Below are 25,672 nucleotides of genomic sequence, written 5' to 3'. Positions count from 1 at the left end.
CCTGGGGTGACCGGGCCCCGGTCATGCGCGGGGGTCGGTCATGCGCGAGGGTTCCGGGGTGGCTCGACCAGCCCCTCCCGGTAGGCGATGGCCACGGCCTCGGTGCGGCCCGCGGCGCCCAGCTTGGCGAGGATGTTGGAGACGTGCACGCTCGCCGTCTTCCCCGTGATGAACAGCTCCTCGCCGATCTGACGGTTGGTGCGGCCACGCGCCAGCAGCCTCAGGACGTCGCTCTCGCGGGCGGTCAGTGCCGGGACACGGTCCGCGGCGGACGGTGAGTCGGCGAGACGACCGCGCCGGATCAGGGTGTCCAGCTCCTCGCGCAGCGGTACGGCGCCGAGCCGGACGGCGGTGTCGCGCGCCGCGCGGGCCCGCTCGGCTGCCTCCTCCCGACGGTCCGCCACGAGCAGCGCCTCGGCCAGCCGCCTTTCGCAGCGGGCCAGTTCATAGGGATCGCCGTAGTCGAACGCGGCGACCGCCTTCTCCCAGGCGGCCACATCGGGACCCGAGTGTGCGCGCAGCCACTCCGCCTCGGCGCGGGCGAGCCAGGCAAGCCCCTCCGGTCCCTGGCGCGACCCGTCCTCCCCTTTGGCGGCCGTACTCCGGGCCACCTCCACCAGCTCGGTCGCGATCTCCGTCCAGCGTCGGGCGCCCGCTTCGTCGCCGGTCGGACGCAGTTCGACGGCGGCGTCCGCGACCGCCGCCAGAGCCAGCGCCGCGAGTCGCACACCGATGTCGGGCCGCTCGCTGCCGGAGCCGTCGCTGAGTGCCCCGAGCGTCGAACGCACGGAGGCGACGGCGCCCTCGGGGTCGCCGTGCAGGGCGGCGGCGTCGGTCAGCACGATGCCCGCGACGAGCGTGGCCATCCAGTCGAACGGTCCGTCGAGCAGCGCGCGGGCCCGCTCGGCGGGCCCCTCCTGGCCGCGCGCCAGGGCGACGTACAACGCGGGCCCGACGGCGAAGCGGCCCGCCGGTGGCAGCCGTTCGGCGTCGACGGCGGCCGCCCGCGCGCACTCGTCCCAGCGGCCCAGGGTGTAGAGGATCAGGGACTGGAGGTAACGCAGCTCCAGCGCGTACGGGGAGGAGAGGAGCCCGGAGCGGTTCGCCCGCTCGAGTCCTTCGGCGAGCCAGGCCAGGCACTCGTCCAGGGCCCCGGACTCGTAGGCCCCGATGGCGAGGTTGAAGAGGGCGCGCATCTCGACGGAGACATTGCCGGCGCGCCGGGCCAGGTCACGGGCCTGCCGAAGCCGCTCCCGGCCCTCGGCCGTACGCCGGTTGTGGTCTTCAAGACCCACCAGGGAGATGATCAAGTCGGCCTGGGCGTCGGCGAGTCGGAGCTCCTCGGCGGTGCGCAGCGCCTGCCGGGCGACGCGCTCGGCGTCCTCGTCGTGGCCCATGTACCGCGCGGCCATGACATGGGTGGCCGCCGCCCACACCCAGGTGTGCGACGGGGGCTCGGCCGGGATCATGGCCAGTGCCTCGCTGCTGTAGGTGAAGGCGGCCTGCAGACTGTCGACGCGCATCAGATTGCCCGCGAGGGTGTAGCGGACGCGGGCGGCGAGCTCCGAGTCCGCGTCCGACCCCGCTCTGGCGAGTGCGGCGCGGGTGAGGGAGACCGCCCGGTGGGTCTCCCCGGCGTGCGCGGCGGCAGCGGAGGCGCGCAGGGTGAGCGTGACCGGGTCGCCGTCCCGGGGGCGGGCGCCGGGGTCCACCGCGGGCCACAGTTCGAGCGCGGCCTCCACGTGGCGCAGCTCCTCGGCGGGCGCGCCGACCCGCTGGGCGTGGTCGGCGGCTTCCAGCGAGGCGGTCAGCGCGTCCGCGAGATCATGGCTCTCCCGCGAGTGGTGGGCGCGCTCGGCCGCGCTCTGTGCCGTGTGACCGCGCCCGGCGAGGAGTTTGGCGAACGCGCCGTGCAGCCGGACCCGCTCGCCGGGCAGCAGATCGGCGTAGACGGCCTCGCGGGCGAGGGCGTGCCGGAAGGAGTACGTGGCGTCGTCGCCGGGGACCAGCAGCTGCCGTCCTACGGCCTCCCGCAGCGCCGACTCCAGCTCGTCCTCGGGCAGTTGTACGGCGTCACGCAGCAGGTCGTGCTCGACGCGCCGCCCGGCGACCGCGGCCGTGCGCAGCACCTGCTGGGCGGTGTCGGAGAGTTGCTCGATCCGGATGAGGAGGAGGTCGGCGAGGCCGCTCGGCATGGCGGGCGCCGCCGGGTCGAGGTCGCCCGGCAGCGCGGCGAGCAGCTCCTCCGCGTAGAAGGCGTTGCCCTCGGCGCGGTCGACGATGCGGCGGACGGTGGTGTCGGAGAGGGCGTCCGTCCGCAGGGCGCGCACCAGGCGGGCCACTTCGGCGTCGGCCATCGGGCGCAGTTCGAGTCGGTCCACGGAGGGCAGGCGGGCCAGCTCGGCGAGCAGGGGGCGCAGGGGGTGGCGGCGGTGCAGGTCGTCCGCGCGGTACGAGGCGAAGAGGGCGAGGCGGTGGGTGGGGGAGCCGGGGGTCGGATTCTGCAGGACGCCCCGGCTGAGGAGGAAGCGCAGGAGGTCCCTCGATGACTGGTCCGCCCAGTGGAGGTCTTCGAGGACCAGGAGGAGGGGGGTGATGTCGGCGGCGTCCGCCAGCAGGCCGGCCACGCCCTCGAAGAGCCGCAGCCGGCTGCCGGTGTCCGTGTCCGTCCCGCTGCCGGCGCCGAGCAGGCGGTCGACCGCCGGGTGCGCCGCGAGGGCGGCGGCGAACCGCTCGTCCCCGCCGAGCACGCCGAGGATCTCCGTGAACGGCAGATAGGGCAGGCCCACGTCGCCGAGGTCCACGCAGTGGCCGGTGAGTACCGTCATGCCGGTGCGCGTGGCGTGTGCGGCTGCCTCCGTCAGGACGCGGGTCTTGCCGACGCCGGCGTCTCCGGAGAGCACGACGGCGCGGGGGGTGCCGGCGCGGGCGCGGTCCAGCACGCCGGTGAGCCGGGCGAGTTCGCCGTCCCGGCCGATGAACGGCGTACCGAATGTCTGTGCCACGCCGCCCATCCTGACACGCCCCACCGACAACGCACCGCCACCGTTCTCGCCCCCGCCGCCATCCCCGGGGGCTCCGCCCCCAGCCCCCTCATCGGCTTGAACGGCCTCGTCCTCAATCGCCGGACCGGCTGGATGGCGTGGGCCGAGGCCTTGAGGGGCGCGGGGAACTGCGCGATCAGCCCCCACCGGCCCGCGGGCAAAACACTTCGGGAGGGCGGGGTTTCGGGGCGCAGCCAGGCCCGAGGGGCGCGGGGAATTGCGCGACCGGACCCCGCCCCCCCGTAGTCGGAGCGCACAGCCGGGGTTCCAAGGGCGTAGCCCTGGTGGTGGGGGCGGTGTCAGGCGGGAGCCTGTTCGGGGTGGGGGGCCTCGGCCCCGATCTCCCGCACCGGCACTCGCCGCAACGTCGCAGACGCCACCGCCGCCGCCCCCAACAACAGCACCGCCCCCGCGATCGCCGCCGCCTGCATCCCACTGGTGAACGCCTCCCGCGCGACCCGCACCAGCGCGTCCCCCGCGTCGCCCGGCAACTGGTGGGCGACCGCCAGCGCGCCGCCGAGGGTCTCCTGGGCCGGCGCCGGGGCGCCGGACGGAATCTCGTGGCGGTAGACGGCCGTACCGATGGAGCCCAGGACCGCCATACCGAGCGCCCCGCCGAACTCGGCACCCGTCTCCAGCAGCGAGGACGCGGCGCCCGCGTTGCCGACGGGGACGGTGCCCAGGGCCAGATCCATCATCTGCGACATCACGGTGACGATCCCCGAGGCGAGGACACCGGCACCGGCGAGGACCAGCCACAGAGAGTCGGTCCCGGTGAGGGCCAGCAGACCGTAGCCGCACGCGGCGAGGACGAAGCCGCCGGAGACGACGTGGGCGCGGTGGACGCCCTTCTGCACCAGCTGCGCGGCGACCGGCGCGGCGACCCCGACCAGGACCGTCGGCAGCAGCGACCACAGGGCGGCCTCCATGGAGCTCTTGCCGAGGACCGACTGCAGGTACTGGGTGGTGAAGTACGCCGAGCCCATCATCCCGAACGAGGAGACAAGGTTGAGGACGACGGCGGGCGCGAAGCCCCGGCCCCGGAACAACTCGGGGGAGATCAGCGGAGACTTGGTGGTGCGCTGCCGCTGGACGAAGAGCGCGGCGAAGACGAGACCGACGACGATCGAGGCGCCGTACTCGAACTTCCAGCCCTCGGACGGGATTTCCTTCACGCCGTAGATGACGGGCAGCACGGCGGCCATCGACAGCGGCACGCTGAGCAGGTCGAACCGGCCGGGTTCCGGGTTCCTGGACTCGGGGAGCAGGACCGGGCCGAGGACCAGCAGCAGCACCATCGCGGGCAGGTTGACGAGGAAGACCGAGCCCCACCAGAAGTACTCGACGAGGACACCGCTCATCACCGAACCGAGCGCGATACCGCCGGTCATGACGCCGGACCACAGACCGATCGCCTTCGCGCGCTGGCCGGGGTCGGTGAACATCGTGCGGATGATCGCCATCGTCGACGGCATGAGGGTGGCGCCACCGATGCCGAGTACCGCGCGGGCCGCGATCAGCATCTCGGCGCTGTCGGCGTAGGCGGCCATGACCGAGGCCGTGCCGAAGGCGGCGGCGCCGAAGAGGAGGAGCTTGCGGCGTCCTATGCGGTCGCCGAGCGAGCCCATCGTCATCAACAGCCCGGCGAGCACGAACGCGTAGATGTCGAAGATCCACAGCTGCTGGGTGCCGCTCGGCTCCAGGTCCGCGCTGATCGCGGGGATCGCGAAGTAGAGGACCGAGACGTCCATCGAGACCAGGAGCAGCGGAAGCATCAGGACGCCGAGGGCGGTCCATTCGCGGCGGCCGGCGAGGCCTCCGCCGGGTGCGGGGGTGGTGCTCGTCGAGTGCTTCGGGTTCGTCATGGCAGGGACTGTACGGACGTATTAAACGCTTGTCTAGTACGAGTGTTTAAAACGTGCGTCTGGGACGGTTGTCTGTATCGGGGGTACGCTGATCGGCATGGGACACCGTGAGGATCTGCTCGAAGGCGCCAAGCGCTGCCTGTTGGAGAAGGGGTTCGTGCGCACCACGGCGCGCGACATCGTGAAGGAGTCCGGGACGAACCTGGCGTCCATCGGCTACCACTACGGGTCGAAGGACGCGCTGCTGACGCAGGCCTTCGTGGAGCTGGTGCAGGAGTGGGGCGAGAAGTTCGCCCTCCACCAGGAGCGCGAGCAGGCGCCCGGGGGTTCCGTGGAGCGGTTCCATGACGTGTGGGCGCGGATGCTGGAGTCCTTCGAGGACTTCAAGCCCGTGTGGGCGGCCAGCATGGAGATCGTGACGCAGGGGGAGCGGGTGCCGCAGCTGCGGGACCTCATGGCGAAGGCGCAGATCGAGGGCCGGTCCGGGCTCGTCTCGATGTTCACGGGCCAGGACGAGGAGACGCTCGACGAGCGGACCGTCAAGGCCGTCGGCGGCTTCTACCAGGCGCTGCTCAACGGTCTGATGGTGCAGTGGCTCTTCGACCCGGCGAGCGCCTCCACGGCGGACGACCTCACGGAGGGGCTGCGAAGGGTGATCGAGGGGGCGGCCGGCTCGCGGGACTGAGGCGTCGCCCGGCCACGACTCCGGTCGGCGTGGTGCCGGACCCGCGATCGGCTCGGGCATCGCGGTACGCCGGGATCAGCGCCACCAGCGCGGGTCGTGGCGGGCTAGGACCGGCGCAGGGCCGCGCGCCAGGGTTCGGGTACCGTCTCGCCGTACTCGACGTCGGTCGCTCCCACGAGGGTTGCCAGGTCGGCGAGTTGTCCGGTGACGGCCTTGCGCAGGGCCACCGTCGGTCTGACGTCGGGCTCCAGGTAGAGGCCCTCGACCAGCAGGGTGCCCCGGTTCCGGTCACGACGGGGCGAGACACGGCCGACCAGGCGGTCCTCGTGCAGGATCGGCAGCAGGTAGTAGCCGTACTCCCGTTTGGCCTTGGGCACGTACATCTCGTTGCGGAAGGCGAAGCCCCACAGGCGTTCGGTCAGGCGCCGGTCGCCCACGAGGTTGTCGAAGGGGGAGAGCAGCGCGGTGCGCCCGTGCCAGTCACCGGCGCGGATCGCCTCCAGCTCGGCCATGGCGTCGACGTGCACGTACCACGTCTCGGTGGCCGAGGTGGCCCCCTCCACCCGTACGGGTATGACGCGACCCTCCTGCGTGAGGGTGCGCAGCACCTCGGCCAGGCCGTCGTACTTGCCTCGCAGGAAGTACTGCTTGATGTCCAGGGGACGGGCGACGCCGAGGGCGCGCAGGGTGTGCTCCGCGGCCGTGGTCACCATCTCCCGCGCCGACACCGCGACCCGGTCGGCGCCGGGCGGCAGACAGGCGTCGGGGAGGCCCCACAACCGCCGGCCCGCCTCGCGCCCCGCGACCATGATCCGGCCCTGAAGCCACAGGAAGGTCAGCATCCGCTCGACGTTGCGGCCCGCGGTCCAGCCGCTGGAGGGCCACTCCATGACCGAGCGGTCCTCGAAGGCGTCGGTGGACAGCGGGGCGCCTTCGGCGAGCCGGGTGAGGATGTGCTCCAGGAGCCCTTCGTTGGCCTCCATCCACACCTTGGTCAACGACAGGTTCTTCGGGGGATAGCCGTCCATCGACACCCGGTGGATCGGATAGTCCTCGGTGAGCACCAGGGCCGCGGCGTGCGCCCAGTACTCGAACAGCCACCGCTCCCCCCACCACAACTCGCCGAGATGCGAACCGGCCCCCGCCCCGAGGCGGCTCCACACCACGAGCTCATGACTCGGCGCCACGACACTGATGGGGTCCAACTGCAGATAGCGCAACGACCGCAGAACGGCCCGCAGCCCCTCCCCGTCACCCGACGGACGCACCCCGCCGAGCCACTGCCGCGACAGCGCAAGCCGACGCGCGTCCACCTGACTGATGGTCAACTTCCACTGGGATGTGGGCATTCCGGGTCCCCTGCTCCCTGCTCGGTGCACCGTTGCCTGAGCACGCGGCGAGCGTTTCGACGGCACACCCTACGGCTGATCGCCGCGCGCAGGCATCACAGTCGCGCCCCCTTCAACGCCATGTGCAGCAGCAGGCGGTCCTCGCCGTCGTCCAGGTCGAGGCCGGTCAGCTGCTCGACGCGGGACAGGCGGTAGTAGAGGGTCTGCCGGTGGATGCCCAACTCCGCCGCCGTGCGCCCCGCCTGTCCCGCGCAGTCGAGGAACACCTCGGCGGTGCGGGCGAGTTCACGGTGCGCGGGGGAGAGGAGGGTGCGGACGGCGGGGTCGTGGGCCGCCTCCGGGGGGAGTGCCGTGAGGAGGCGGTACGGGCCGATGGAGGCCCACTCGGCGACCGGGCCGAGGCGGGGCTCCGCGAGGACGGCGCGGGCGGCGGCGGACGCCTCCTGCCAGGCGGCCCCCAGCTCGGCGAGGCCGACCCGGGCCCCGGCGACTCCGGCGGCCACGGTGGTCCCGGCCATCCCGGCAGCCTTGGCTGTTCCGGCCCCCGCCCCCTGCCCGCCGCCCCCGCGTTCCCCGTCCGCCTCCCGTACGAAGCGTGTCGCCGCCGTGAGTGCCGGAGTCAGTACGTCGGCCGAGCGCAGCCGTACCAGAAGGGCCAGGCTCTGGCCGGTGGCCCCCCACGGCACCGTGCACAGCGCGGTCGCGCCCGGCACCGTACGGACCGAAGGGGCGTCGTCCGGGTCGGCGGAGGGCCAGGGGGCGACGCACACTACCGCGTGCAGGCCGTCGCCGCGCGGGCCGAGGGCAGTGCGCAGCTCGGCCACCGCCATGTCCCTCTGCCAGCCGCGCTCGGCGGTGAGGACCGCGCGCAGCTCGCGGGTGAGGTCCGCGCCCGCCTGCGCCTCGTCCGCGAGCAGGTCGCCGATGCGGGCGGCGACCTCCATCGCCGCGGAGAGCTGCGCCTCGGACGGCCCGGGGTCGTCCTCCAACAGCCAGACGTAGCCGAGGACGACACCCCGATGGCGTACCGGCAGGCAGATCCGGCCCCGGTACACGCCCGCCTCCGGGGTGGGCGGGATGTGTACGGGGGCCGTCGCGCGTGTGATGCCGAAGCCCTCGAACCAGGTACGGACCGCCGTCGTGGAGCGACGGGTGAGGATCGAGCGGGTCCGTACGGGGTCCAGGGCCGACGGGTCGAGCTCGCCCTCGCTGTCGTAGGCACCGAAGGCGATCAGCTCGAAATCCCGGTTCTCCAGCGTCGCGGGCACGCCGAGGAGCGCCGAGATCTCGTCGACCAGCTCCTGGTAGCCGCCGTGGTCGCCACGGTGGTCCCGATGGTCCCTGTGCTCTCTGTGATCCCTTTGTTCGCCGCTCACCCGGGCATTCTCCCGCAATTCCGCAGCCCTTCATACATCTGTCTGAGATCCAGGGCACGGATGCGTGACAGCTGTCGATGGCTCAGGATCGGAGGGATCCTTAGGTTTCACGGTGGTTCTCCGTGCCGTACCCGAATGGTCGGGATACGGCCTTCTGCTCGCCTTGTTGTGGAGGTGCCCCGTGCTGGGTCCCGTGATTCTCGCCGCGTCGCGCAGCGACCGGATGCGCCGCTTCGTGTCGGCGGCCCCCGGCACCAAGCAGGTGGTCGCCCGCTTCATCGCCGGTGAGAGCGTCGACCAGGTCGTTCCGGTCGTCCAGGACGCCGTCGCCAAGGGTCTGGAAGTCACCCTCGACGTCGTCGGCGAGGACATCACCACCCGCGAGCAGGCCTTCGCCGCCCGGGACGCGTACCTGGAGCTCATCGAGCACCTGAAGGAGCTGGACCTCGGCACCAAGGCCGAGATGTCGATCAAGCTGTCGATGTTCGGGCAGGCGCTGGAGGGCGGCCACGAGCTGGCCCTCGCCAACGTGCGCCCCGTCGTCGAGGCCGCCGCCGCCATCGGCACCACCGTCACCCTGGACGCCGAGGACCACACCACCCTCGACTCGATGTTCGCCATCCACGAGGAGCTGCGGAAGGACTTCCCGGGGACCGGCTGCGTCATCCAGGCCTATCTGTACCGCACCGAGGCCGACGCCCGCCGCCTCGCCGCGAGCGGCAGCCGCGTCCGCCTGGTGAAGGGCGCCTACAAGGAGCCCGCCGAGGTCGCTTACCAGGACAAGGCCGAGACCGACAAGGCGTACGTCCGCGTCCTGCGCGTCCTGATGGAGGGCGAGGGGTACCCGATGATCGGGTCCCACGACCCGCGTCTCATCTCCATCGCGCAGGAGCTGGCGCGCAAGGCCGGGCGCAAGCCGGACGAGTACGAGTTCCAGATGCTGTACGGCATCCGCGGCGAGGAGCACCTGCGGCTCGCCGCCGAGGGCCACCGCATGCGGGTGTACACCGCGTACGGCACCGACTGGTACGGCTACTTCATGCGCCGCCTGGCCGAGAAGCCGGCCAACCTCCTCTTCTTCGCCCGCAGCATTCTGACCAAGGGCTGAACCACGGGCCGAGCCCGAACCACCCGCTCATAAAGGAGTTACGGACACCATGGACGCTGTGACCCAGGTCCCCACCCCCGTCAACGAGCCGGTGCACGGCTACGCTCCCGGTTCGCCCGAGCGCGCCCGCCTGGAGGCCAAGCTCAAGGAACTGGCGGAGAACCCGATCGAGCTGCCGATGACCATCGGCGGCGAGAAGCGGCTCGGCGGCGGTGAGCGCTTCGAGGTCGTGCAGCCGCACAACCACAAGGCCGTCATCGGCACCGGCGCGCACGCCACCCAGCAGGACGCGCAGGACGCCATCGACGCGGCCCTCGCCGCCGCGCCGGCCTGGCGCGCGATGTCCTTCGACGACCGCGCCGCGATCATCCTGCGCGCCGCCGAGCTGCTGGCAGGCCCCTGGCGCGAGACGCTGGCCGCCTCCACCATGCTCGGCCAGTCGAAGACCGCCCAGCAGGCCGAGATCGACTGCCCCTGCGAGCTCGTCGACTTCTGGCGCTTCAACGTCGCCTACGCCCGCCAGATCCTCGCCGAGCAGCCCCCGGCCAACTCGCCGGGCGTCTGGAACCGCCTCGACCACCGCCCGCTCGAGGGCTTCGTCTACGCGATCACGCCGTTCAACTTCTCGGCGATCGCGGGCAACCTGCCCACCGCGCCCGCGCTGATGGGCAACGTCGTGGTCTGGAAGCCGTCCCCGACGCAGACGCACGCCGCCGTGCTGCTGATGCGGCTCCTGGAGGAGGCCGGACTCCCCAAGGGCGTCATCAACCTCGTCACCGGCGACGGCATCGAGGTCTCCAAGGTCGCCCTGGAGCACCGCGACCTCGCGGGCATCCACTTCACCGGGTCGACCAAGACCTTCCAGTACCTGTGGAAGACGGTCGGCAACAACATCGAGAAGTACCGCTCGTACCCGCGCCTGGTCGGCGAGACCGGCGGCAAGGACTTCCTGGTCGCGCACCCCAGCGCCGACCGCGCGGTCCTGAAGACCGCCCTGACCCGTGGTGCCTTCGAGTACCAGGGCCAGAAGTGCTCCGCCACCTCCCGCGCGTACATCCCGGCGTCCATCTGGAACTCCGGGTTCAAGGAGGAGTTCGCGGCCGAGGTCGACTACCTGACCATGGGTGACGTCACCGACCTCGCGAACTTCGTCGGCGCGGTCATCGACGAGCGCGCGTTCGCCAAGAACAAGGCGGCGATCGACCGGGCGAAGACCGACCCGACCTGCACGATCGTCGCGGGCGGCTCGTACGACGACTCGGTCGGCTACTTCGTGCGCCCGACCGTCGTGGAGTGCTCGGACCCGGAGAACGAGGTCTTCAAGACGGAGTACTTCGGCCCGTTCCTCGCCGTGCACGTGTACGACGACAGCTCGGCCGAGAGCTACGACGAGATGCTGACGCAGATGGAGTCGGCGTCCGACTACGCGCTGACCGGCTCGGTCGTCTCGGGCGACCGTGCGGCGGCGGCGTACACGATGGAGAAGCTCCGCTACGCCGCGGGCAACTTCTACATCAACGACAAGTCGACCGGCGCCGTCGTCGGCCAGCAGCCCTTCGGCGGCGGCCGTGCCTCCGGCACCAACGACAAGGCGGGCGCCCCGCAGAACCTGATGCGCTGGACGCTGACCCGCGCCATCAAGGAGACGCTGGTCCCGCCGACCGACTACACGTACCCGCACATGGGCTGATCAGCCCTTTCGAACCCGGGCCGGGAAGCCTGACCCCCGAGCAGGCTTCCCGGCCCGTCTCCATGTCGGGGTGTCCTTGGACGTCTCCGGGCAGAATCTCCCCATGGCCCGGACGCGAAGTGAGACGGTCGAGACCGACGACGGAGTACGTCTGTGGGCGGAGCGGACGGGCGAAGGCCCCCCGCTCGTGCTGTGCCACGGAGGACCCGGGCTGTGGGACATGTTCACCGACGTGACGGAACTACTGGCCGACGCGACTCCGGTCGTCCGCTGGGACCAGCGAGGCTGCGGGCGCTCGGAGCGGAGCGCCGGGCCCTGGACGAGCGAGCGGTTCGTCGCCGACCTGGAGGCCGTACGCCGGCACTTCGGGCTGGAGCGGATGGCGCTGCTCGGCCACTCGTGGGGCGCGCAGCTGGTGCTGAGCTATGCGCTGGCCCATCCCGAGCGGGTGAACGCGCTGGTCTATGTGAGCGGTACGGGGATCGGACCCGACTCCGACTGGTTCGACGGCTTCAAGGCGAACCTCCTCGCCCGGCTGGGTGAGCGCCCCGAACGCCTGGCCCGCTGGCGGGAGTTGACGGACCGTCCGGTTCGCTCCGCGGCGGAGGAACGGGAGTGTGCGGTGCTGCAGTGGTCCGCCGAGTTCGTGGACCGCGAGCGGGACCTGGAGCATGCCCGGCGGATGACCGAGCCCTGGTTCGACATCAGCACCGAGTGCCACAAGGCCTTCAACGCCGAGCGGAGAAGGACCTGGGGCACCCCGGAGCTGTACGCCGCCTGCGAGAAGCTCGACCTGCCCGTGGTCGTCGTCGACGGGGCGCTCGACATCCGGCCGCGCTCGGCGGTCGACTCACTGGAGAGGGCGCTGCCCCGGGTACGCCGGGTGATCCTGCCGGAGGCCGGGCACCTGCCGTGGGTCGAGGACCCGAGGGGATTCCGGGAGGCGGTGACGGCGGCGTTGCGGTGATCCGCCGTCCCTCGCCGCGGCGGATATGGCGTCACCCGGCGAACTCCGTCCGCTCCCACCACTCGTACACGGGCAGTCTGCCCTCCGGCGTGTCCGTGTGCCGCGGGGTCGCCCTGAAGTGTTCGTATCCACCGCGCAACTCGATCTTCACGTCCGTTCCAGGGGGCGGGACCGGGACGATCCGCTCGGGCAGATCGTCCGGGCCGCCCTCGAGCAGTGCTTTGGTCGTGTCGCTCATGACGTCACCGTTCCCCCTGCCGGAGCCCGATGTCGCATGCCGCGCGGAGGATCAGTCGTGTGGGCGATCCGCTTCTGAGCCGTCGGCGGTCGTCGTGCGTGAGCGGCTCCCCTGACCCCGCTCGGGGTCAGGGGAGGGGTGTGACGCTTCGATGGGTCAGTTCTCGCAGGTCGTACGGCCTTCGCGTGCGCGACAGGCGAGCGCCGCGAAGCCGCCGTCCGCCACGACCGGTACGGCCAGCGTGCCGCCGTCCCGGACGACGTGCGTCTCGCGCACCAGCCCCGACGGTCCGTCCGTCAGGGTCTCCACCAGCCAGCGGCCCGCGCCCAGCCGCATCGGAACGTCGACCGTGCGGGCCGCGCCCGTGAACGTGCCGCCGATGAACCACCGGCCGTCGGCGGCGCGCCGGGCCAAGGCCGCCGAGCGGCCCGGATCGCCGGTCAGCAGCCGGGTCTCCTCCCAGCGCGCGGGAAGCTGCTCCAGATAGCGGCGGGCCTCGGGCCGCGCGTCGTACGACTCCGGGGTGCCGGAGAGGTTCTGGATCCCGGACTCGTACAGGACGCTCAGGCCCAGCTCACCCGCGTCCGAGGCGACGTTCGGGCGGTACGGGCGGTGGAAGGCGCCCGGGGTGAAGTCCATGGAGCCGATGGCATTGCGGGTGAAGGGGAGCGAGGCCAGCTGCTCCGCCGTGTTGTTGCGCTTCTCCTCGCCGCCGACCCCCTCCATCGTCATGACCTGCGGCCAGGTGCGCTGGATGCCCTTGGGGATCGTCGAGCCGTGGAAGTTCACCATGAGGTGGTGGCGGGCCGTGGACTCCAGCACGTCGTCGTACCAGCGCATCCGCTCCTGGGACTCCGAGTCCATGAAGTCGATCTTCACGCCCTTGACGCCCCAACGCGCCAGCGTGGAAAACCACTTCTCGCGCTCGACGGGATCGGTCAGCAGGCTGTAGTGCAGCCAGACGTGGATGCCCACGCCCTTGGCCGCCGCGTAGCGCACCAGCTCCGGCATCCAGCTGTCCGTCTGCCACTGGGGATCGATCACCTCCCAGTCGCCGGTCTTGTAGTACCAGCCCGCGTCCACCACTTCGTACGGCCAGCCGCGCTCGGCCGCGTAGTCCACGTACTTCTCCTGCGCGGCCAGGCTCTGCCCGGCCTCCTTGCCGCCCGCCAGCCAGGTCCACAATGCCGGGCCCGGCTTGATCCACGAGGTGTCGCGGACCCGGGACGCCGGGGCGAGGTCGTCGATGAACGTCGACTCGGTGACGGTCGCGAGATCGCCGGTGACGATCGCGCGCCAGGGGGTGGTGAGCGGGCCGGTCGTCAGGATCGGCTCGTCGTTCCAGAGGCTCAGCCCGTACGTCGACGAGTCCGCGGCGTGCGTCAGGTGGGCTCCCGCGTAGGTGCCGTTGACGTCCGATTCGGCGATCAGGGCGTAGTCGCCGTCAGCGGCGGCGCCGTTGCCCCCGTCCGTCCTGAACAGGCCCTGCATCATGTACGCGCCCGCCGGCGCCGACCCCGCGGAGTCGTAGCGGATGAAGCGGAGCTCGTTGTCGGCGCGGTAGCCGCCGAGGAGGGCGTTCGCGCCGGTGGGGAGGGTGAAGGCGGAGGCCTCGCGCAGTACGTTGCCGTGGTTGCGCGGCAGGACGTAGCGGTAGGCGACGCCGTCGCGGGCGACCCGTGTCACCAGGTCGAGCCGGGCGCCGTCGGCGGTGCGGAAGCGGAAGCGGGCCTCGGTCATGCGGGTGACGCGGTCGCGGGACTTGCCGGTCGGGCTCGTGTAGTGCTCGGTGATCGTGCGCTCGGAGTGTCCGGTGAGGGTCAACCCCCGGGAGAAGTCGGTCTGTTCGGTGACCAGGCCGAGGGGGGAGGGATCCAGGACCGTTCTGCCCTCGCGTCTCACGGCGAGCGTGGGATGTCCGTCGGTCCGGTCGAGCGCGACGACCGCCGTCGGGGAGCCGTGCGGCCCCTTCACCTCCCAAGCGGCCCGCGCCGTCCCCTCGGCGCGGGCGGGGAGCGCCGCCACCGCCGTGGCGAGCAGGGCGGAACAGAGCGTCAACACGATGGTGCGGGCCCGTAACTGGACCGACATCAGGAACCCTCCTTCTCGCAGTCGTCTCCTGTAGTCATCCGATGATTGTGAGAGTGAAGGTGCGCAATAGGCCTGTCAAGGCGTCCGACCGCATCAGAGATAGGATCAATCTTCATCGGCGCACCTCACCTCCTCCGCCACCCGCGCCAGCGCCCCCCGCAGCCACCGGTGTGCCGGATCCGTGTCCAGCCGTACGTGCCATGCCTGGCCCGTCGAGAACCTCGGCAGGTCCAGCGGGATCTCCAGCACCGCCAGCGGCATCCAGTGCTCCGCCTCCCTCGCGACCTCCGCCGGGACGAGCGCCAGGGCGTCGGTGCGCAGGACGAAGAAGCAGGCCGCGCCGAAGGTGGGGGCGGTGGCCAGGACGTCGCGGTGCAGGCCGAGCCCGGCGAGGCGTTCGTCCACCACGCTGTGTGCCCGGCCGCGCCGTGTCACCGTGATGTGCGGCAGCGCGGCGAACCGCTCAGGCGTCAGCGGCTCGTGCGCGAACTCCGCGCCGGCCCGCGCCACCGCCACCATCCGGTGTTCGTGCAGCGTCGAGGCGCGCACGTCGTGCGGCAGCGGGTCCGGCAACTCGCCCACGTCCAGGTCGACATGGGTGCGCAGATCCGCTGGGTCCTCCTCGCCCTCGGGCAGCAGCCGCAGCCGTACGCCGGGCGCCTCCCGGGCCGCCAGTTCCAGCAGTGGGGCGCCGAGGGACAGGACGACCCCGTCGTTGGTGCGGATTCTGAACTCCCGCCGAAGAGAGGAGAGTTCGATGTCGGTCGGCGGTCGCAGCGCCGCCACCGCGCCCGCCAGCGCCGTCTGCACCCGAGGCTGCATCTCCCGCGCGCGGGGCGTCAGGGTCAGACCCCGCCCCGACGGGACGAGGAGCGGGTCGCCGACCACCCGGCGCAGCCGGCCCAGGGTGCGGCTCATCGCCGAGGGGGAGACGTTCAGTTCGGCCGCCGCGCCCGCCACGCTGCCCGCGCGCAGCAGGGCGTCGAGGGCGGGCAGGAGGTTCATGTCGGGGAGGGGGGCGGTCAGCCCGGAGCCGGACGACGCATGTGCTGAATGCTGCATGAGACGCAAGGCTACGTGAAGCAATCGGACCTTGTGTGCAGCAATGGGCGCCCCGAGTCTGGACCCATGACGGATTCTCACCGGCGCGGCACCGCGACCGCGCTCCTCGTCGCGGGCTGCTTCTTCATGGAGATGCTGGACGGCACGATCGTGTCGACCGCGGCCCCGCAGATAGCCCGGGACCTGCACACCGCCCCCACTTCCGTGGGCCTGGTCATCACCGCCTACCTCGTCACCCTCGCCGTCCTCATCCCCCTCTCCGGCTGGCTCACCGCCCGCTTCGGCCCACGCCGGGTCTTCCTCGCCGCGATCACGGTCTTCACCCTCGCCTCCCTGGCCTGCGCGCTCGCCCCGAACCTCGGCGTGCTCGTCGGCACCCGTGTGCTGCAGGGCGTCGGCGGCGCCATGATGGTGCCGGTCGGCCGGCTGGTCGTTCTGACCGGTACCGCCAAGCGGGATCTGCCGCGCATGGTCGCGTACATCGTGTGGCCCGGCCTCGTCGCCCCGGTGCTCGCGCCCCTGCTCGGGGGCCTGATCACCACGTACGCCTCCTGGCACTGGATCTTCCTGCCGAACGTGCCCCTCGGCGTGGTCGCCCTGCTCGTCGCGCACCGCCTCATCGCGCCGGCCCCGCGGGACGAGACACCCCCGCTGGACCTCGTCGGCACCCTGCTCACCTGCACCGGTCTCGCCGCCCTGACCTGGGCCGCGCACCTGCTCTCCGACCAGACCGGAGGATCCGCCGCGCAGACGGTGGCGGTCGGCGCGATCGCCGCCGTGGCGCTCACCGCGGCCGTACGGCATCTGCTGCGCACCCCGCACCCGCTGGTCAACCTGCGCACCCTGGACGTCCAGTCCTTCCGCGCGTCGGCGCTCGACGGCTCGCTCTACATGGCGGTCGTCGCCGCCCTCCCCTTCCTCCTCCCGCTGCTCTTCCAGGAGGTGTTCGGCTGGAGCGCGGTGAAGTCGGGCGCGGTGGTGCTGTTCGTCTTCGTCGGGAACATAGGGGTCAAGCCCGCGACGACGTATCTGATCAACCGCTTCGGCTTCCGTCCGCTGCTGATCGTCTCCACGCTCGGGCTCGCGGTCACCACCACGGCCTGCGCGCTGTTCACGCGGGGCACGCCGGTCGCGGTGATCGCGGTCGTCGCGGTGCTCTCCGGTGTCGCCCGTTCGGTCGGCCTCAGCGGCTACGCGACCATCGCCTTCAGCGAGACCCCGCCGGAGCGGCTGCGCGACGCCAACGCCCTCTTCGCGACCTCCCACCAACTGGCCGCGGGGCTGGGCGTGGCCGTCACCGCCGTCGCGCTGCGCGGGGGCGCGGCGCTGATGGACGGGACGCGCTCGGCGTACGCCGTCGCGTTCGTGGTGCTCGGCGTGCTGTGTCTCGTTCCGACGGCGGGCGCCCTGCGGCTGCACCCTGCGGCGGGCGATGCCGCGCGAACTGTTGTCCCAGCTCAGGGCCGTGTGACCCAATCCACCGTCTCAGATAGTAGGAAGTCCGACTAACTGTGGAGACAGATGCTCCTTCCTCGCTTAGTTTTGTAGGAGCCGAACGTCTCGCTAGACCAAGCGAATGGCGGTCGTGAGCCGGAGCCCCTGGCAGGCAACCCCTGCGGCACCGCTCCCCGCCCCCGGCGTCTCGTATCCCTCCCTCATCGCACTTCCGGTGGTCCTTTCCGGGCCGCTTCCGGAAGCAAGGAGTCGATTCATCATGGCCGAGACGACCGTCCGCCGAGTCCGCCACGTGTCCCGCACGAGCGAGTCCGACCGCAAGAACGCGGCCGCCGCCCTCCAGCGCGCCCTCGACCGCAGGGACAACGGCGGCGAGACGGGTCACTGACCCGCCCGCACCACCCCCATACCGGGAGCCGCACCCGCACGGGGTGCGGCGCGGGGTCCACGCCCCGCGCCGCACCCCGGAGTGCCGAGCCGCCGCGTGCTCAGCGACCGCGCCGCACCTCGAAGTGGTCGATGCGCCTGCCGCTCTCCGCGAGCGCCGACACCTTGAGCCGGGGCGCCGTGCCCGCCTCCGCCTCCACCGAGAGGAAGGAGAAGCCGGCGTACCGCACCCGGGACCACTCCACCGTCTCCCGCTGCTGGTCCTGCGACTTGGTCCAGTGGAAGCTGCTCACGGACTCGTGGCGGCCGACGTGCCCCTCGTAGCTGTCCTTCACGCCCGACGGGAAGCCGTACAGATCCTTGCCGCCGCCGCCCGCGGTGACGTAGACGATCCCGTCCCGCGTCGGATCCGTCGAGCCGCCCACCGGCACCGAACGGCCCACCCCGCCCTTCTTGACGGCGTCCGTCCGCTCGTACACGTGGTTGTGCCCGTTGATCACCAGGTCCACCTGGTGCTTGCTGAACAGCGGCAGCCACGCCGCGCGCACCCCGCCGTCGGAGGCGTGCGCGGACGTCGAATAGGCGCAGTGGTGGAAGAAGACCACGATGAAGTCCACCGCCGCCGAGGAGCGCAGCTCGCCCAGCTTCCTGTCCAGCCACTTCGTCTGCTTCCCGCCCGTGTAGCCCTGGTTGGCGGGAATCTCGTACGACACGTCGTTCGCGTCCAGTGCCACGATGCCGACGTTGCCGTACGTGAGGGAGTAGACACCCGGTGCCGTCCGGGGGTCGAAGCCGCTGTCCGGGAGGGAGAAACGGGCCGCCTGGCCGCCGTAGCCGTCCGGCGAGTACCAGGCCTCCATGTCGTGGTTGCCGGTCGTCACCATCCACGGCACCGACTTCGCCACCGGCTCGGTCTGCTTGAGGAACAGGTCCCAGTACCCGGGGTCGAACCCGTCCGACTTCTTGCCGCGCCCGGTCCCGTCCGCGTAGCAGATGTCACCCGCGTGAAGGTGGAAGGCGGGCTTCTGGCGCAGCAGCACCTTGTCGTTGGCGAGCGCGGCCGAGCTGACGCCCTGGTCGCCGAAGGCGGTGAACACGAACTTCTCCGGGTTCGCGGGCGCCGTGCGGAAGGAGCCGACGGTCGACCTGCGCGCCGGTGAGGCCGGGTCGAAGCCGTCGTGGCCGACGCCGTAGTAGTACGTCGTGCCGGGTTTCAGACCGTCCAGGGCCGCGTGCACGTAGTACTGGTCCAGTGCCAGCCGTACGCCCGTGACCCCCGGCGTGTGCAGGGCGCGGACCTCGGCCTCGACCTTCCGGCTCAGCTGTCCGGGATGCGTGCCCACCCGCAGATACGGCCTCCGGACCGCGAGCGGCACCTGCCAGGAAACCCGCATCTGGCTCTTCGGGTCGGCGCCGAAGGCGAGGTGGCGGCCGAAGGGGGTGACGACGGAACCGTGCACCTGCCCGGTGACGCTCGTGCCCGGGGCGGAGCCGCGCGTCACCGTCCCCGACGGGGACGAGCAGCCGGCCAGCAGCCCGCCGGCCGCGAACGCACCCGCCGACACCAGGGCGCGGCGCCGCGTGAGCTTCGTACGCAGGTACTCGTACTGCTCCGCCATGCTCATCCGGCTCGCGAGCTGCTGCGGAATGCCGAAGTCGGGAAGGTCCATGCTGGTGAACTTCCCAGTAAGTCCCAACGCCCGCCATACGTACGGGTGAACGCACGTCGACGAAACGCTCCGCGACACCCCGAGGATGTCCGGATGGCGGACACCTCGTGTCATTCCATGGGACACGGAGTACGGTGCCTTCATGTCTCGCAGCATCAATCTCGCAGTGATCCCCGGTGACGGCATCGGCCAGGAGGTCGTGGCCCAGGGGCTGAAGGTGCTCTCCGCCGTCCTTCCGCAGGATGTGAAGCTGGAGACCAAGGAGTTCGACTTCGGGGCCAAGCGCTACCACGCCACCGGTGAGACCCTCACCGAGGCCGACCTCGACGCCCTCAAGCAGCACGACGCGATCCTGCTCGGCGCGATCGGTGACCCCTCGGTCCCGTCCGGAGTCCTGGAGCGCGGCTTCCTGCTCAAGCTCCGCTTCGCCTTCGACCACCACGTCAACCTGCGTCCGTCGAAGCTCCTTCCGGGTGTCGCCACCCCGCTGGCCGGCCAGCCGGAGATCGACTTCGTCGTGGTCCGCGAGGGCACCGAGGGCCCGTACACGGGCAACGGCGGCACGATCCGCAAGGGCACCGAGCACGAGGTCGCCACCGAGGTCTCCGTCAACACGGCCTTCGGCGTCGAGCGTGTCGTCCGTGACGCCTTCGCCCGCGCCCAGGCCCGCCCGCGCAAGAAGCTGACGCTGGTCCACAAGAACAACGTGCTGACCTTCGCCGGTCACCTCTGGACGAACGTCTTCAACAAGGTGGCCGAGGAGTTCCCCGAGGTCACCACGGACTACATCCACGTGGACGCCGCGACGATCTACCTCGTCACGGACCCCGCGCGCTTCGACGTGATCGTCACCGACAACCTCTTCGGCGACATCATCACCGACCTCGCCGCGGCTGTCTCCGGCGGCATCGGCGTCGCCGCGAGCGGGAACATCAACCCCTCCGGCGAATTCCCCTCGATGTTCGAGCCCGTGCACGGCTCGGCGCCCGACATCGCGGGCCAGGGCAAGGCCGACCCGAGCGCCACCGTCCTGTCCGTCGCCCTCCTGCTGCGCCACCTCGGCTACGAGGCCGAGGCCGCCCGCATCGAGGACGCCGTCTCGGCCGACCTCGCCGAGCGCGTGGGCAAGCCCGCCCGCAGCACCGAGGAAATCGGCGACGCGCTCGCCGTACGAGTAGCCGGCTGACCCGCCGCCTTACTTACGTCTCGTAGGAGCCGCCGGGTCGCATCCGCACCCGGCGGCTTTTCCTATGCCCTCGCCGGGTGCCACCATCAACAACCCCTGGGTAACCGCTGGGCCGTCTTCACCCCGTTTCGTCCATGGCTTCGCGCGCGCGATAATCGAACGCGGAGCCGCGGGAATGAGGGAATGCTCGGACGTCCTAGTACTGGCCACTGGCAGTGCAGGCGTGAGCGCGGCCCGTCACACACAACCGGTGAAGGACAACCACATGACGACGCCCACGATCGAGCTCAAGCCCTCTTCGCAGCCCCGCTCCGCGGCGGAGCGCGAGGCGATCCTCGCCAACCCCGGGTTCGGCCGCCACTTCACCGACCACATGGTGACGATCAAGTGGACCGAGGGCCGCGGCTGGCACGACGGCCAGCTCGTTCCGTACGGCCCGCTCTCCCTCGACCCCGCGAACATGACCCTGCACTACGCGCAGGAGATCTTCGAGGGCCTCAAGGCCTACCGCCAGCCCGACGGCTCCGTCGCCACCTTCCGCCCGGACAAGAACGCCCGGCGCTTCCAGGCCTCCGCCCGCCGGCTCGGCATGCCGGAGCTGCCCGTGGAGACGTTCGTCGAGGCCTGTGACCTGCTGGTCCAGCAGGACCGCGCCTGGGTCCCCGCCCATGGCGGCGAGGAGTCCCTCTACCTGCGTCCGTTCATGATCGCGACCGAGGTCGGCCTGGGTGTGAAGCCCGCCAACGAGTACCTCTTCCTCGTCATCGCGTCCCCCGCGGGCGCGTACTTCGCGGGCGGCGTGAAGCCGGTGTCGATCTGGCTCTCCGAGGACCATGTGCGCGCCGTCCCCGGCGGCATGGGCGACGCCAAGACCGGCGGCAACTACGCGGCCTCCCTCCTCGCCCAGGCCGAGGCCGCGGCGAAGGGCTGCGACCAGGTCTGCTACCTCGACGCGGTCGAGCACAAGTGGATCGAGGAGCTCGGCGGCATGAACCTGTACTTCGTGTACGGGGACAAGATCATCACCCCCTCCCTCACCGGCTCCATCCTGGAGGGCGTCACCCGCGACTCCCTCCTCACCGTCGCCCGCGACCTCGGCTACACCTCCGAGGAGGGCCGCGTCTCCATCGACCAGTGGCAACGCGACGCGGAGAACGGCACCCTGACCGAGGTCTTCGCCTGCGGCACGGCCGCGGTCATCACCCCCGTCGGCACGGTCAAGCGCACCGGCACCGAGTGGCAGCAGTCCGGCGGCGAGCCCGGCGAGGTCACCCTGAAGCTGCGCGAGGCGCTTCTCGACATCCAGCGCGGCATCAGCGTGGACAAGCACGGCTGGATGCACCCGCTGGGCTAGGACGCTCCTCGCGACGTTCGCGCCAGTCGCGACCCTCGCGCCCGCCGGTCCCCGGCGCCCCACGCCTCCCGCCGGTCCCCCTCTCCCCAACAGGAGTACGGGGACCGGCGGTTCGTTCGACGCGTAGCGGCTCCGTGACACGGGTATCCACAGATTCCACGGGGGGAGCGTGCCGCCCTCCCGTGTGCCCGCACGGCCACGGAGGGAGCGCAGGTGAGCGCAGGGTCGCCGATACCACGACTGCGCTGGCTGCTGCGCACCTTACGCACCCCACGCCGCCCTCAGAGCCTCACGGCCCTTGTCCTCCTCGCCGCCGTCGCAGCCCTCCTCCTCTGGAGCAGCTCGCGGATGGACAACTACGAGGAGAACCTCACCCTCAACCTCGGCACCGACATCGTCGGCGTCGTCGTCACCGTCTTCGTGATCGGCCCGCTGATCAGCCGCGCCCAGGAGGGCCGGGTCCGCGAACACACCCGGCTGGACTACGAGTGGTTCAGCGCCCAGGTCTACGGCTCGACCTCGAACGTCAAGGTCCTCGACACCTTCTCCAGCGTCTTCGGCCCGCAGTTCTCCGAGCGCCTCTTCCGCGGCATCAAGGCGGCCACCGGGCACGGCGCCCGCGTGCAGATCCTGCTTCTCGACCCGGACTCCCTCGCGGTCATCCTGCGCGGCCGTGAGCTGGGCGAGCAGAGCGCCGACATCCGCCGCGACATCATGCGCAACCTGCGCACGCTGGACCGGTTCGCGCTCCGGCTCGACGAGAACTCCCGCCAGCTCCTCGAAGTACGCCTCTGCTCCACCTCCCCGGGCGTGACCCTCTACCGCTGGGACGAGCGCTCCCTGGTCTCCTTCCTCACCGTAGGGCGCCTCTCCGGCGAGGGAGTCCAGCTGGAGGTCGCCGTCCGCTCCCCGCTCGGCACCTTCGTCGAACAGCGCTTCGACGAACTGTGGCAGCAGAGCAAGCGGATGGAGCGGTTCACCCATCTGCCGGTGACCCTGGTCGACGCGACCGACGGCCGCCGGGAGTTCAGCTGTCGCTTCGTCTATGTGGACGACTGTCTGTACGTCGCCGGGCACGACCTCGTGTCGTACATGGCCCGCCACCGCCTCGATCAACTCTCCGCGTACAGCGAGGCCTTGGGCGTGCAGGGCGCGCACGAACTGATCGTCGTCGACGACGAAAGTGAGCTTCACCGGCTGCTCATGCAGCACTTCGCGGAGAAGTACGATGCGTCGGCGGCCGCCTTCGTCGAGTTGCGGCCGCCGGTTCTGGTCACGGAATAGAGGCACCGGCACCTATGAGTTCAGCGCTCCACCCCGCTCAGCCCGCGAGACCCGGCTCCGCGCACCTGAGCCTCCGGTCTTTGGACACCAGCTCCCGGTCTTCGTACCCGAGCCCCCGCTTTCGCGCCTTCACGCCCCGTGACCTGGACGGCCTGCTGCGGCGCGTGTCCCTGCCGCCCGCCGAGCGACTCGCCCTGCGGGCCGTGGCGGCCGTCCTGCCGTTCCGTACGAACGCCTACGTGGTCGACGAGCTGATCGACTGGTCGGCCGTGCCCGACGACCCGATCTTCCGGCTGACGTTCCCGCAGGCCGAGATGTTGCCCGAGCCCGACCTCCGGCAGATGGCGGAGCTGCTGGCGCGGGACGCCCCGAAGGCCGACGTCCTGCGCGCGGCGCACGAGATCCGGATGAAGCTCAACCCGCATCCCTCCGGGCAGCTCGATGCCAACGTCCCCGTGCACGAGGGGCGGCGTCTCACCGGCCTCCAGCACAAGTACCCGGAAACGGTGCTGGTCTTCCCGCGCCAGGGCCAGACCTGCCATGCCTACTGCACGTACTGCTTCCGCTGGCCCCAGTTCGTCGGCGAGTCCGACCTGCGCATCGCCACCGACGACATCGGCGCCACGTCCGCCTATCTGCGCGCCCACCCGGAGGTCACCAGCGCGCTCATCACGGGTGGCGACCCGATGGTGATGAGCACCGAGGTGCTGCGCCGCTACGTCGAACCGCTCCTGGAGATCGAGTCGATCCAGTCGGTCCGCATCGGCACCAAGTCGCTCGCCTTCTGGCCGTACCGTTTCCTCACCGACCGCGATGCCGACGACGTGCTGCGCCTGTTCGAGAAGGTCGTCGCGAGCGGCCGCCACCTCGCGCTGATGGCCCACTTCACCCATCCCCAGGAGCTGCGGCCCCCGGTGGTGCGGGAGGCGATGCGCCGGGTGCGTGACACGGGTGCCGTGATCCGCTGCCAGGGGCCGCTGGTCAGGGGCATCAACGACAGCGCCGAGGCGTGGGCCGGGCTGTGGAACGAGACGACCGCGCTGGGGGCGGTGCCGTACTACCAGTTCGTGGAGCGGGACACCGGCCCGCAGGGCTACTTCGGGGTGCCGCTCGCCCGCGGTCACCAGATCTTCCGCGACGCCTACGCCCAGGTGTCCGGCCTCGCGCGGACCGTGCGCGGCCCGGTCATGTCGGCGATGCCGGGCAAGGTGTGCGTGGACGGGATCACGGAGGTGGCCGGTGAGAAGGTCTTCGTGCTCCATCTCATCCAGGCCCGCGACCCGGAGCTGGTGGGCCGCCCGTTCTTCGCCGCGTACGACGAGAACGCCACCTGGTTCAGCGACCTAAAGCCCGCTTTCGGCGCGAGCCAGTTCCTGCCCGGCCTCGACCCGGTGTGACGCCCGCTTCGGCGAGAGGGCCACGTACACGAGGCCGCCGACCAGCCCTGACAGGACGAAGCTGCAGTCCACTCCACCGGTGAGGGACAGCAGCGGTCCCTGGTACGACGGGAGGGAGACGGCGAGGAGGCCGGCGAACGCGCCCAGTGCCCAGGCCACCGTCGCCTGGACGTTCCAGCCGGCTCGGTACCAGTAGATTCCGCCCCGGGAACGGCGGTTGAAGACCTGGAGGGCGTCCGGGTCGTAGATTCCGCGGCAGCGGGCGAAGCCGATGAGGGTGATGACCGCCCACGGGGTGCCGATGGCGGTCAGGAGAAGGACGAAGGACGTCATCGCGGACTGCGCGTTCCAGGCGTAGTGGCCGACGAAGACACAGACGGTCGCGACGACGGCGACCGTGAGCGTGGCGCGGGCGCGCGAGGCCTTCGGCAGGATCGCGTCCAGGTCCAGGCCCATGGAGTACAGCATCAGGCCCGCGTTGCCGACCGACCCCGCGGAGGCGGCGAGCAGCAGCGGGACCAGGTACCAGGTGGGGGAGGCGGAGACCAGCGGCCCCGCGTAGTCGAGGGCCGCGCGGGCCGCGTACGCCGTGAAGGTGCCGAAGAGCTGCGGGACCAGCAGCCCGGCGATCAGGCCCAGCCAGGTGGCGTGCAGGACCGTACGGGAGGAGTGCCGGGACGGGGAGATGTAGCGCGTGTAGTCGCCGAGCAGGGTGATGAACGCGATCGGTCCGGACAGGCCCGCCGCGACCGCCGCCAGCAGCCAGGTCGGCCAGAACGAGCCCAGCAGATAGCCGCCGGTCTGCGGGAGCGCGGCGGTGGTGAAGTGCGGCGCGTAGGCGAGCACACCGAGCGCGAGGAGCGCGGTCATGCCGACCGCGAGGACCCGGGACATCGCGAGCAGCACGCGGTAGCCGTACACCGCGCCCGCGACGGTGGCGGCGGCGAGGACGGCGTACACGACGGCGTACGACAGCCCGTTCGCCGGCAGCCCGAACAGGCGGCCGAGCACGCTCACCATCACATCGCCGCCGATCCAGACGGTCAGGGCGGTGTAGCCGAGGGCGAGCAGCAGCCCGACGACCGAGCCGACCAGCCGTCCGCGCACGCCGAACTGGGCGCCGGAGGAGGTGGAGAGGTTCGTCGCCGTGCGCAGGGACACCAGCGCGAGCGGCGCGGTGAGCGCCGTGCCGATCACCGTGCCCGCCACGATCGCGCTCACCGACGACCACCAGTCGAGCCCGAAGGAGGGTGGCAGCCAGCCGAAGATGATCACGCCCAGACACAGGTTCGATCCCAGCAGGATCGAGACGAGGTCCCCCGGCCCGCTGGTTCGTTCCTCGTCGGGGATGGTGTCGACTCCGCGCTGTTCGATCGGCATGGCTGGTCTCCTTCGACGGCCGCCTGAGAGTTAGAGCGACGTTCAATGTGTGTGACCAGATTCTGGATGTCAATCTTTCCGTTC

The 25,672-nt window shown here is 71.2% G+C and carries 19 protein-coding genes; 10 read left to right on the top strand and 9 right to left on the bottom strand.

Going from position 1 to position 25,672, the window contains the following annotated elements:
• Window positions 1–38 precede the first annotated feature (38 nt).
• Together SMIR_RS10025 and SMIR_RS10020 are read right to left on the bottom strand one after the other, a co-directional pair.
• A complete protein-coding gene (locus SMIR_RS10025; RefSeq protein WP_422664417.1) occupies window positions 39–3,005 on the bottom strand; it encodes a helix-turn-helix transcriptional regulator in 2,967 nt (988 codons plus the stop codon).
• A gap of 338 nt (window positions 3,006–3,343) precedes the next feature.
• Entirely contained in the window at window positions 3,344–4,909 is a 1,566-nt protein-coding gene (locus tag SMIR_RS10020) for an MFS transporter (protein ID WP_212726890.1), read from the bottom strand.
• Window positions 4,910–5,006: 97 nt separating this feature from the next.
• Here SMIR_RS10020 and SMIR_RS10015 point away from each other — a divergent pair, with 97 nt between their 5' ends.
• Window positions 5,007–5,594, top strand: coding sequence for a TetR/AcrR family transcriptional regulator (locus SMIR_RS10015; protein WP_168495812.1), 588 nt, complete (start codon window positions 5,007–5,009; stop codon window positions 5,592–5,594).
• Between the two features lie 104 nt (window positions 5,595–5,698).
• Here SMIR_RS10015 and SMIR_RS10010 read toward each other — a convergent pair whose 3' ends face one another.
• A complete protein-coding gene (locus SMIR_RS10010) occupies window positions 5,699–6,943 on the bottom strand; it encodes a winged helix-turn-helix domain-containing protein (RefSeq protein WP_168495814.1) in 1,245 nt (414 codons plus the stop codon).
• A gap of 95 nt (window positions 6,944–7,038) precedes the next feature.
• Window positions 7,039–8,337 carry a PucR family transcriptional regulator gene (locus SMIR_RS10005; RefSeq protein WP_422664416.1) on the bottom strand — a complete coding sequence of 433 codons (1,299 nt, stop codon included), beginning with the start codon at window positions 8,335–8,337 and terminating at the stop codon, window positions 7,039–7,041.
• A gap of 163 nt (window positions 8,338–8,500) precedes the next feature.
• Here SMIR_RS10005 and SMIR_RS10000 point away from each other — a divergent pair, with 163 nt between their 5' ends.
• The 3 genes from SMIR_RS10000 to SMIR_RS09990 all read left to right on the top strand — a co-directional run bounded on the left by SMIR_RS10000 (window position 8,501) and on the right by SMIR_RS09990 (window position 12,084).
• Complete coding sequence (locus SMIR_RS10000; RefSeq protein ID WP_168495816.1) at window positions 8,501–9,427, top strand: proline dehydrogenase family protein; 927 nt, start codon at window positions 8,501–8,503, stop codon at window positions 9,425–9,427.
• A 49-nt stretch (window positions 9,428–9,476) separates the two neighbouring features.
• Complete coding sequence (pruA, locus tag SMIR_RS09995) at window positions 9,477–11,117, top strand: L-glutamate gamma-semialdehyde dehydrogenase (protein ID WP_168495818.1); 1,641 nt, start codon at window positions 9,477–9,479, stop codon at window positions 11,115–11,117.
• A 103-nt stretch (window positions 11,118–11,220) separates the two neighbouring features.
• Window positions 11,221–12,084, top strand: a complete 864-nt coding sequence (locus SMIR_RS09990; protein ID WP_168495820.1) for an alpha/beta fold hydrolase — start codon at window positions 11,221–11,223, stop codon at window positions 12,082–12,084.
• A 31-nt stretch (window positions 12,085–12,115) separates the two neighbouring features.
• On the opposite strand, the gene SMIR_RS09985 is transcribed toward SMIR_RS09990, so the two are convergent.
• The 3 genes from SMIR_RS09985 to SMIR_RS09975 all read right to left on the bottom strand — a co-directional run bounded on the left by SMIR_RS09985 (window position 12,116) and on the right by SMIR_RS09975 (window position 15,475).
• Window positions 12,116–12,322, bottom strand: coding sequence for a DUF5988 family protein (locus SMIR_RS09985; protein ID WP_168495822.1), 207 nt, complete (start codon window positions 12,320–12,322; stop codon window positions 12,116–12,118).
• 156 nt (window positions 12,323–12,478) lie between these two features.
• The gene (locus tag SMIR_RS09980; protein ID WP_168495824.1) at window positions 12,479–14,413 is read right to left on the bottom strand and encodes a glycoside hydrolase family 97 catalytic domain-containing protein; all 1,935 of its coding nucleotides are present in this window, start codon (window positions 14,411–14,413) and stop codon (window positions 12,479–12,481) included.
• Between the two features lie 105 nt (window positions 14,414–14,518).
• Window positions 14,519–15,475, bottom strand: coding sequence for a LysR family transcriptional regulator (locus SMIR_RS09975; RefSeq protein WP_168495826.1), 957 nt, complete (start codon window positions 15,473–15,475; stop codon window positions 14,519–14,521).
• 66 nt (window positions 15,476–15,541) lie between these two features.
• On the opposite strand from SMIR_RS09975, the gene SMIR_RS09970 reads away from it, so the two are divergent.
• Window positions 15,542–16,984, top strand: a complete 1,443-nt coding sequence (locus tag SMIR_RS09970; RefSeq protein WP_168495828.1) for a DHA2 family efflux MFS transporter permease subunit — start codon at window positions 15,542–15,544, stop codon at window positions 16,982–16,984.
• A 205-nt stretch (window positions 16,985–17,189) separates the two neighbouring features.
• Complete coding sequence (locus tag SMIR_RS44285) at window positions 17,190–17,318, top strand: hypothetical protein (RefSeq protein ID WP_097286358.1); 129 nt, start codon at window positions 17,190–17,192, stop codon at window positions 17,316–17,318.
• Window positions 17,319–17,418: 100 nt separating this feature from the next.
• Here SMIR_RS44285 and SMIR_RS09965 read toward each other — a convergent pair whose 3' ends face one another.
• A complete protein-coding gene (locus SMIR_RS09965) occupies window positions 17,419–18,987 on the bottom strand; it encodes a purple acid phosphatase family protein (RefSeq protein ID WP_168495830.1) in 1,569 nt (522 codons plus the stop codon).
• 142 nt (window positions 18,988–19,129) lie between these two features.
• On the opposite strand from SMIR_RS09965, the gene SMIR_RS09960 reads away from it, so the two are divergent.
• The 4 genes from SMIR_RS09960 to SMIR_RS09945 all read left to right on the top strand — a co-directional run bounded on the left by SMIR_RS09960 (window position 19,130) and on the right by SMIR_RS09945 (window position 24,208).
• A complete protein-coding gene (locus tag SMIR_RS09960) occupies window positions 19,130–20,173 on the top strand; it encodes a 3-isopropylmalate dehydrogenase (protein ID WP_054234560.1) in 1,044 nt (347 codons plus the stop codon).
• Between the two features lie 265 nt (window positions 20,174–20,438).
• On the top strand, window positions 20,439–21,527 hold the full coding sequence (locus tag SMIR_RS09955; protein ID WP_168495832.1) for a branched-chain amino acid aminotransferase: 1,089 nt from the start codon (window positions 20,439–20,441) through the stop codon (window positions 21,525–21,527).
• Window positions 21,528–21,740: 213 nt separating this feature from the next.
• A complete protein-coding gene (locus tag SMIR_RS09950) occupies window positions 21,741–22,811 on the top strand; it encodes a hypothetical protein (protein ID WP_168495834.1) in 1,071 nt (356 codons plus the stop codon).
• An 80-nt stretch (window positions 22,812–22,891) separates the two neighbouring features.
• A complete protein-coding gene (locus tag SMIR_RS09945; RefSeq protein WP_211118815.1) occupies window positions 22,892–24,208 on the top strand; it encodes a KamA family radical SAM protein in 1,317 nt (438 codons plus the stop codon).
• On the opposite strand, the gene SMIR_RS09940 is transcribed toward SMIR_RS09945, so the two are convergent.
• On the bottom strand, window positions 24,155–25,588 hold the full coding sequence (locus tag SMIR_RS09940; RefSeq protein WP_212726888.1) for a cytosine permease: 1,434 nt from the start codon (window positions 25,586–25,588) through the stop codon (window positions 24,155–24,157). The genes SMIR_RS09945 and SMIR_RS09940 overlap by 54 nt on opposite strands.
• Window positions 25,589–25,672: the final 84 nt, after the last annotated feature.

It is taken from the genome of Streptomyces mirabilis (assembly GCF_018310535.1).
In the GTDB taxonomy this organism is placed as follows: domain Bacteria; phylum Actinomycetota; class Actinomycetes; order Streptomycetales; family Streptomycetaceae; genus Streptomyces.
Note: the sequence above shows the minus strand (reverse complement) of the source record. Positions and strands in the feature narration are given on the sequence as shown.

What these genes read in the sequence shown, in the direction of transcription:
- SMIR_RS09970 (WP_168495828.1), top strand. Translation starts at nt 15,542, where the DNA reads ATGACGGATTCTCACCGGCGCGGCACCGCGACCGCGCTCCTCGTCGCG.
- pruA (WP_168495818.1), top strand. Translation starts at nt 9,477, where the DNA reads ATGGACGCTGTGACCCAGGTCCCCACCCCCGTCAACGAGCCGGTGCAC.
- SMIR_RS09955 (WP_168495832.1), top strand. Translation starts at nt 20,439, where the DNA reads ATGACGACGCCCACGATCGAGCTCAAGCCCTCTTCGCAGCCCCGCTCC.
- SMIR_RS09985 (WP_168495822.1), bottom strand. Translation starts at nt 12,322, where the DNA reads ATGAGCGACACGACCAAAGCACTGCTCGAGGGCGGCCCGGACGATCTG.
- SMIR_RS10010 (WP_168495814.1), bottom strand. Translation starts at nt 6,943, where the DNA reads ATGCCCACATCCCAGTGGAAGTTGACCATCAGTCAGGTGGACGCGCGT.
- SMIR_RS09965 (WP_168495830.1), bottom strand. Translation starts at nt 18,987, where the DNA reads ATGGACCTTCCCGACTTCGGCATTCCGCAGCAGCTCGCGAGCCGGATG.
- SMIR_RS09960 (WP_054234560.1), top strand. Translation starts at nt 19,130, where the DNA reads ATGTCTCGCAGCATCAATCTCGCAGTGATCCCCGGTGACGGCATCGGC.
- SMIR_RS09940 (WP_212726888.1), bottom strand. Translation starts at nt 25,588, where the DNA reads ATGCCGATCGAACAGCGCGGAGTCGACACCATCCCCGACGAGGAACGA.
- SMIR_RS10015 (WP_168495812.1), top strand. Translation starts at nt 5,007, where the DNA reads ATGGGACACCGTGAGGATCTGCTCGAAGGCGCCAAGCGCTGCCTGTTG.
- SMIR_RS10020 (WP_212726890.1), bottom strand. Translation starts at nt 4,909, where the DNA reads ATGACGAACCCGAAGCACTCGACGAGCACCACCCCCGCACCCGGCGGA.
- SMIR_RS09975 (WP_168495826.1), bottom strand. Translation starts at nt 15,475, where the DNA reads ATGCAGCATTCAGCACATGCGTCGTCCGGCTCCGGGCTGACCGCCCCC.
- SMIR_RS09980 (WP_168495824.1), bottom strand. Translation starts at nt 14,413, where the DNA reads ATGTCGGTCCAGTTACGGGCCCGCACCATCGTGTTGACGCTCTGTTCC.
- SMIR_RS44285 (WP_097286358.1), top strand. Translation starts at nt 17,190, where the DNA reads ATGGCCGAGACGACCGTCCGCCGAGTCCGCCACGTGTCCCGCACGAGC.
- SMIR_RS09990 (WP_168495820.1), top strand. Translation starts at nt 11,221, where the DNA reads ATGGCCCGGACGCGAAGTGAGACGGTCGAGACCGACGACGGAGTACGT.